The organism is Stenotrophomonas sp. Sm6012, from assembly GCF_030985895.1.
In the GTDB taxonomy this organism is placed as follows: domain Bacteria; phylum Pseudomonadota; class Gammaproteobacteria; order Xanthomonadales; family Xanthomonadaceae; genus Stenotrophomonas; species Stenotrophomonas forensis.
In genome coordinates, this window is the sequence record NZ_JAPTFX010000210.1 from 1 (window position 1) to 5684 (window position 5684).

9 protein-coding genes and 1 pseudogene are annotated in these 5684 nt (G+C 67.5%); 1 reads left to right on the forward strand and 9 read right to left on the reverse strand.

Features of this window, described 5'->3' with window-relative positions:
- The 9 genes and pseudogenes from O0J73_RS21265 to O0J73_RS21305 all read right to left on the reverse strand — a co-directional run.
- A pseudogene (locus O0J73_RS21265) lies at window positions 1-185 on the reverse strand (hypothetical protein); the annotation flags it as partial.
- On the reverse strand, window positions 182-781 hold the full coding sequence (locus O0J73_RS21270; RefSeq protein ID WP_023114176.1) for a S26 family signal peptidase: 600 nt from the start codon (window positions 779-781) through the stop codon (window positions 182-184). The pseudogene O0J73_RS21265 and the gene O0J73_RS21270, both read right to left, overlap by 4 nt.
- Complete coding sequence (locus O0J73_RS21275; RefSeq protein WP_023103957.1) at window positions 778-1302, reverse strand: DUF2840 domain-containing protein; 525 nt, start codon at window positions 1300-1302, stop codon at window positions 778-780. Before O0J73_RS21275 ends, O0J73_RS21270 begins: the two co-directional genes overlap by 4 nt.
- Complete coding sequence (locus O0J73_RS21280; protein WP_023114175.1) at window positions 1299-1583, reverse strand: hypothetical protein; 285 nt, start codon at window positions 1581-1583, stop codon at window positions 1299-1301. The genes O0J73_RS21275 and O0J73_RS21280 overlap by 4 nt, the downstream gene beginning before the upstream one ends.
- Window positions 1580-2218 (reverse strand): ParA family partition ATPase, encoded by a 639-nt coding sequence (gene parA / locus O0J73_RS21285; RefSeq protein ID WP_033967811.1) that lies wholly within the window; start codon window positions 2216-2218, stop codon window positions 1580-1582. The genes O0J73_RS21280 and parA overlap by 4 nt, the downstream gene beginning before the upstream one ends.
- 253 nt (window positions 2219-2471) lie before the next feature.
- On the reverse strand, window positions 2472-3329 hold the full coding sequence (locus O0J73_RS21290; protein WP_033967809.1) for a replication initiator protein A: 858 nt from the start codon (window positions 3327-3329) through the stop codon (window positions 2472-2474).
- Window positions 3330-3355: 26 nt separating this feature from the next.
- Complete coding sequence (locus O0J73_RS21295; RefSeq protein ID WP_003107109.1) at window positions 3356-3637, reverse strand: helix-turn-helix domain-containing protein; 282 nt, start codon at window positions 3635-3637, stop codon at window positions 3356-3358.
- Window positions 3638-3720: 83 nt separating this feature from the next.
- Window positions 3721-4491, reverse strand: a complete 771-nt coding sequence (locus O0J73_RS21300; RefSeq protein WP_033878703.1) for a DUF2285 domain-containing protein — start codon at window positions 4489-4491, stop codon at window positions 3721-3723.
- A 309-nt stretch (window positions 4492-4800) separates the two neighbouring features.
- A complete protein-coding gene (locus O0J73_RS21305) occupies window positions 4801-5151 on the reverse strand; it encodes a DUF2958 domain-containing protein (protein WP_023103962.1) in 351 nt (116 codons plus the stop codon).
- A gap of 240 nt (window positions 5152-5391) precedes the next feature.
- Here O0J73_RS21305 and O0J73_RS21310 point away from each other — a divergent pair.
- Window positions 5392-5684 (forward strand): helix-turn-helix transcriptional regulator (locus O0J73_RS21310; protein WP_308309583.1); only part of this gene is annotated, 293 nt, incomplete at its 3' end.

Here is a 5684-nt window from a genome sequence, read left to right on the forward strand (position 1 = left end):
GCCATAGGCCGGGCGCGTTCGAGGCAAGACGCCTGCACGTTGGACGGCTGCGCCGAAGGCAGCGCGAAGTGCGGTGCGAATGCACCCGCACTGCACGCGCGACGACACGGCGACGGCCAGCAGAGCGACACGCCCGATGGCACGACAAGATGCACGGCAACGTGCAGCGAGTCGGCGGCCATCATGGGCGGGATTCCAGCCAGACTGGATGCGCGACCCCGATCACGGCGGATGCGCTGACCGGCCCGAAATACCGGCTGTCGAACGACGCCGGGTTGGTCACACTCAAGAGGAACAGTTCGCCGGATTCGAGGCGGCGGCATTGCTGCCAGGATGGCAGCGGCCGGCCCCAGCGGTCGGCAGGCAGCACGGCGGCCGAAGGCACGCCGTCGATGCGGACGACGCGGCCAGTGCTGCACACCTCCTGCGGCGCGACGGCGCCCACGCGCTTGAGCAGCGGCACGCGCGCCGGCAGGTAGCCGCGCTGCGCGGCCAGCGCGGCGGCGTCTGGCGGCAGCGTGGTCAGGACGATGCTGCCCACGGACAAGGGACGTGGCGGCGAGTCGGTGCCGTGGCCTTGCGGATCGACGCGATACCAGCCGACCGCCACGCTGTCGGACGGGTTGTAGATCAGGCGCGGCAGCGGATGCACGAAGGACGCCCAGGCGAGCGCAGCGAGGCCGCAGGCGGACAGGCCCGCCAACACGAGGCGAGCGCGCAGGCGCGAGCGAGGATGCGGCGGGATGCCGGTTGCGCTGGCAACGGCGGATGGAAGCGTCATGGCAGCGTCCTCCCGGTTAGCCAGGCAGCGTGCCGCTCGGCGGTGTATTCGGGCAGCGGCAGGCGTGCAGCGAGCCGGTTGGCGAGCGTGCGCCAGTACGCGGGCGAGACAGCGGCGGGCGCGATGCCCAGCGCCTCGATGGCGTCGATGCACTCCAGCACCGCGCGCACCTGGTTCTCCCCTTCGGCGTGGAGCAGCAAGCGCGCCCCCGGCTGCACGCCGGGGATGCGCTGCGCTGCATCCAGCGGCGTGCAAGCCTGCATCACCATGAGCTGCCAACGCACAGTGCCGTAGTCGTTGGCCTGCCAGCGGATACGGCACAACATGGCGCCCGGCAGGAACACCGCGCAACGGCGCCAGCGGTCGAGCTGGTGCGTGCGCGCAGGTTCGCCGAAGCGCAGGTAGAGCTTGAAGCGTGGTTCGATGTAGGCCAGCGCCACGCGCGTCAGCGGCGCGCTGGCAGGCTGGCCGGCAAGTGCAGCCGTAGCCGCGCCAGCGGCAGGCGAAGCGGATGCAGTCATGGTGCGTTCTCCCTGCGGTGCTCTGGAAACTCCCGCTCCAACAGGCCACGCAGCAGGTCGGCCACGGTCACGCCTTGCGTGAAGGCCGACACCTTGATGCGTGCCCGCATCGCGGGCGTGATGTCGAGAGTCAGACGGGCGGTGTAGAGGTCGCCCTTGCCCAGCGCATCGGCGTCGCCCTGGCGAATCCACGCCTCGGCGTGCGGATTCGCGGGCGGACGCGCGCCGATGCCGACGCGCTTTGCCGTGCGCTTGCTGTTCGATGGCGGCTTCGCGGTCATGTCGGCCACCGCAGCAATTCGTCCACCAGCGCAGTGATTTTGCGTGCGGCGGCGCTGTCGGGTGCCGTCTCGCGTGCAAGCCGGCCAGCGGCCACGCTATCGGCGAACACGATGCGCTGATGCACTTCCGCGCGCAGCGCAGGAAGCGGCTGGTCGGCGAGTGCCTGGCGTGCTTCGCGCCCGATCACGGTGGTACTGACGCGCCGATTGATGACGAAGGCCGCGCGCAGCGCAGGCCGAAATACCTGCGCCTCGCGGATCACCGCCACCATCTCGGCGCTGGCCCACAAGTCGTAGGGGCTGGGCTGCACCGGGATCAGCACGCGCTCGGCCGCCAGCAGCGCGGAGCGCGCCAAGGCGGCGATGCGCGGCGGGCCGTCGATGATGACGTGATCGGCCCGCCTGGCGAGTTCCGGCGCCTCTTGGTGCAGCGTTTCGCGTGCGAGGCCCACGGCGCTGAACAGCCGTGGCAAGCCTTGCTGGCTTCTGCGCTGCGTCCAGTCCAGCGATGAGCCCTGCGGGTCAGCGTCCAGCAGGACGACGTGCTGGCCGCGCATCGCCAACTCGCCGGCGATGTGCGTGGCGAGCGTGGTCTTGCCGACGCCGCCTTTCTGGTTGAGCAGTGCGACGATCATGGCCTGGCCCTCCATGCTGGAAAGCCGGGCTTTTGCTGCTGCGTTTGTGGCCGCGGGGTGGTTGTCCACCGCAGCGGCGTTTCCCTACTAAAAGTTAGAGAAACTAAGTTAGGGAAGTTAGAGGACGCGCAAGCCCAGTGCTGGCGCGGGTTTGCGGCCGATCGGCACGCCTGATAGCACGATAGTCCCACGCCTGATAGCACGATACCCCGCACGCCTGATAGCACGACACCATTCACAGGCTTTCCCGGAGTTATCCCCGTGCCGTCTGCGGCACGGGCCGGAACGTCAGCAGTTCCATGCCGTTGTCGGGCATCCGCTCGATGCCCAGGACGTAACCGGGCAGCGACTGCCGCGCGACGAGCGCGCGCAGATCGCAGGCGAAGTCGTAGGGCTTCGCGGTGCTGCCGGACTTCTGGTGCAGATAGCGAAAGTCGAACTGCCAGCCGTATGCCTGCTTGCCGCCGTGCTTGCGCACCAGGCGGTACAGCCACCGCTCGATGCCGCCGGTGAGCCGGAAATACGCCGGGTCGATGGTCAGCACCAGCGCAGCGTCGAGCACGCCGGCAAAGAACCAGTCCGGCAGGATCAGCTCGATGCCCAGCGGCGTGCCGCTGGCATCGGCCAGTTCCTTCCATTCGTTGATCCACGAAAAGCGGTGCAGGCGCCGGCCTGTTGTCTCGCGGATGGACGTGGCCACCGTGGTCGATTGCAGGCGATCCAGCGCGGCCTTGAGGCGCTGGTAGTCGCGCAGCGACTTGCCGCGTCCGATGAAGCGCAGGATCTCGTGGGGCGTCGCGCGCATCAGCCGCGACGGGCGCAGGCCCGCGTCCTTCGCTTCCACGATCTGCGAGGCCGCCCATATCAGCACGTCCGCATCCCAAATCGTGGCGATGCCGTGCTCCTGCGTGCCCTCTACGCGGATCGTCACGTTGCCCGCGCGGAAGTCGATGGGTTTGACCCGCTTGGACTTGCCGAGCGAGAAGAACGGATAGGCCATCAAGTCCTGGCTGTCGCGCGGCGCCATGTCGCCGGGCAAGGCGCGGAACAGGTCGAGCTGTTCGCGCTCCTGCAACGACCGCTGCCGGAACGGCAGCGCGGAGCTGGACATGGTGATGGCCTGCCGCGCGCCGCCGATCAGCGCGCACGGCTGTCGGCCGAGTGGTGCTCGGCGTACTCGGGATCGGAAGTCGTCTCGAAGCTGCGGTCGGCGGCCCAGGCATCGAGGTCGGCCACGGCGTACATGACGCGCCGGCCGAACTTGCGAAAGCGCGGACCACCACCGATCACGCGCTGCTTTTCCAGCGTGCGCGGCGACAGCCGCAGGTACTCGGCGGCTTCGTCGTTGGTGAGATAGCGTTGGGGCTGCGCGGCAGCGGTCGAGACAGTGGCGGCAGGCCGCAAAGGAGCGGGACGCATGGTGTGAACCTCCATAGCTTTCAAAGCTCCGGCCACACAGCGCAACCGGATGGAGGCAGTCTCAGAAAACCAAGCTGTCCTGCTCAGGGCCGTTTTGCGTCGTCCTCAAAACGACCCTTCTCAAGCGGCGGAAGCTGTGCTAGGCGGCGATAGCCGCCGCGCATCAGCGCATCGCCGCGCCGTACCAAGCGGCGTACCTTGGAGCGCAGGCCGCCGTCGCTGTACCAATCGGCTGCGGCATCGCCGCCGAACAAGCCTTCGGCCACCTCGCGCAAGGACGCACCCGCTAGGGTTGCGTCGAGCGCCTGCAAGGTGTGTAGCTCAAGCAGCGCGGCGGGTGCCGGCCTGGGCTTCGCAGAAGCCAGGGCCGCGCCGAGCGCACGGTTGCGCGCAGGTGCGGCGGCGCCGCCGCGGCGGGCATAGGCGACAGCCATCCCGTCTTCCAGGCCGGGCGCCAGCGCGAAGCGCAGGCAATGACCTGGGCTGTGCGCCATCAGCGCCAGCCCTTTGCCGTCATGGAGCAGTTGCTTGTGCCCGGCAATGCGCCAAAACGTGAACGCGGGAGCATACTGCGGCGGATCGGCGTCGGGATAGAGCTGCACCACGGCCACATGGCCGGGCAACCAGGCTGGATGAGCGTCGCGCGCATCCAACGCCGGATCTTCCAGCAGGCGCAAGCCCCAGCGATGCGCCGCCTGCTGCGCGGCTTTCGGCCGGCGATGATGGCGCAGCCAGTCGAGCCGGTAATCGGGGTTTCTGCGCAGATATTCCCAGGCCGTCCCAAGGTCGTCCAAGTGCAGCACGTACAGATACGCGGCAGTCGGATACCAGTGCTCGGCGCTGCGATCGACCATGACGCAACCTCCCTGCGAACAGGACTGGCCGCGACAGAAGAACTACGTGCTACATCGGTGTCATCAGAACGAAATGGGTTAAGGGAATAGTTGGGCTGTCAAGTCCGACTGGCTCCGATGCGTTGCGGTATTCGTCTCAATGCTGCGGCGGCAGCGTCCCTCCCGTGGGACGCCGTACAGGCCAGCCTGCCGCAGTCCGCGTCAGGCATCATGTCCGTTTGGATCAGACTGGCGCGGCTACGCCGCAAGAATCTCGATTGAGACCTGCCCGGTATGACACCAGACTGAAAAAGTCACAGTAGGCTGTGTTCAGTCCGGGATAGCCCCGTCGCGCTCGGCCAGCCGGGTGTATTCCGACAGCGTGCGCGTGGGCCGGAAGTAGCGGTCGCGCATCACGGGCTGCTGATGCGGCCCGACGATGCCAGCCAGCTCGGACAGCTTGACCGTTCCTTGCGCCGGCATTCCGATTCCCAGGTCGATGAGGCCCCAGGCGGTGTCGCCATCGGCGGGATCGAGTGCGGCCAGCAGCCAGGTCACATGCGCGTCCGGCGTGAACAGCCGCACCACGGGCACCGGGTCGATGGCCTGGCCAGCGGCACGAGCCTCGCCGTTGGCGAGCAGTTGCGCGCGCTCCGGGACGGTGGCGAGTGGCTGGGGCATGGTTGGCAATCCCACAAATCCAATGATGCACGGATGCGGTTTCACGCCCAAGCGCAGAACCGCCAAACCGGATTTACGCCTTCGTGTGCAAGCACGGATGCGCTTGCGTGGCTTTGCTGGAACCAGCAAATGCGGATTTCCGTAAAGGCACGAAAACGTAGAACACCAAATGAACACTATAGATTGTAGCCCTATAGGGCGCAATGGGCTGTCATCTTGGTTTTTCGAGGGAAACCATAGGTGGCGGCTGGGAACTCATTGGCGAAGGCGTTGAAGACAGTCAGGAAGGCGCGTGGCTTGAGCCAGGAAGCCTTCTCTGACGTGTCCAGCCGCACCTATATGAGCACCCTCGAACGCGACCTGAAAAGCCCGACCCTGCATAAGCTGGCCGAGCTGTGCGAGGTGATGGAGATCCACCCGCTCACGCTGCTGACGCTGGCCTACGCGGGCGACAGCCCGCACAAGGCCGACGAGCTGCTGGCGCAGGTGCGCCGGGAGCTGGAGGCGGTGCTGAAGGAGCGCGGGGGGGGGGG

Coding starts and splice junctions, on each gene's coding strand:
- O0J73_RS21270 (WP_023114176.1), bottom strand. CDS start 781: ATGACGCTTCCATCCGCCGTTGCCAGCGCAACCGGCATCCCGCCGCAT.
- O0J73_RS21275 (WP_023103957.1), bottom strand. CDS start 1,302: ATGACTGCATCCGCTTCGCCTGCCGCTGGCGCGGCTACGGCTGCACTT.
- O0J73_RS21280 (WP_023114175.1), bottom strand. CDS start 1,583: ATGACCGCGAAGCCGCCATCGAACAGCAAGCGCACGGCAAAGCGCGTC.
- parA (WP_033967811.1), bottom strand. CDS start 2,218: ATGATCGTCGCACTGCTCAACCAGAAAGGCGGCGTCGGCAAGACCACG.
- O0J73_RS21290 (WP_033967809.1), bottom strand. CDS start 3,329: ATGTCCAGCTCCGCGCTGCCGTTCCGGCAGCGGTCGTTGCAGGAGCGC.
- O0J73_RS21295 (WP_003107109.1), bottom strand. CDS start 3,637: ATGCGTCCCGCTCCTTTGCGGCCTGCCGCCACTGTCTCGACCGCTGCC.
- O0J73_RS21300 (WP_033878703.1), bottom strand. CDS start 4,491: ATGGTCGATCGCAGCGCCGAGCACTGGTATCCGACTGCCGCGTATCTG.
- O0J73_RS21305 (WP_023103962.1), bottom strand. CDS start 5,151: ATGCCCCAGCCACTCGCCACCGTCCCGGAGCGCGCGCAACTGCTCGCC.